Source organism: Schinkia azotoformans LMG 9581, assembly GCF_000307855.1.
GTDB lineage: Bacteria > Bacillota > Bacilli > Bacillales > Bacillaceae_J > Schinkia > Schinkia azotoformans.
Window position 1 is genome coordinate 1 of the sequence record NZ_AJLR01000018.1, and the last position, 560, is coordinate 560.

General features: G+C 33.9%; 1 pseudogene. It reads right to left on the reverse strand.

Features of this window, described 5'->3' with window-relative positions:
• Window positions 1-560: pseudogene (locus BAZO_RS01620) on the reverse strand (hypothetical protein); the annotation flags it as partial.

The window sequence follows — 560 nt, forward strand, 5'->3', positions numbered from 1 at the left end:
TTCCTTTTGTTAATTCTTTAAAAAGCTCAGGATAATCATCTGAAGCCCTTAACAATATTTTTTCTTGAGCTGATAATCCTAGTCCATCTAATAAACTGTAATTTCTAATGGTTAGTGGATGTGCCTCTAAATCAGCAAACTTTTTGCGAGATTGAGCAGAGATATAACCTGCATTCCTAAATCTGTATTCAGCTCTCCAAAGAGTGTCATATTGCTTAAACTCTTCTTGCTCTTGTTCATCAGCTTTTGCAAGTCTCTCAGCCTTTTTATCATAAAGAACCACTTGCAAATCACTTTTAATATCTCCATAATATCGAGTTTTTAGTGAACCAGTTCGATCATACAATTCTTGTTTTGTAACAGTCCAATCGCAACGTACTTCAGTTAAATCTCTCTCAAAGTCAAAGGCTAAATCAAGGCGACTAATAGCAACATCAGTAAGTCTTAAAATAATTGAATTAAAGACATGATTCAGATGCTCATAACTTACTTTTGCAGGGTTAAACTCAATTCTAAAAGGTCTATTTTTCAATTTAGCACTAGCGATAGGCGTGTAAGAA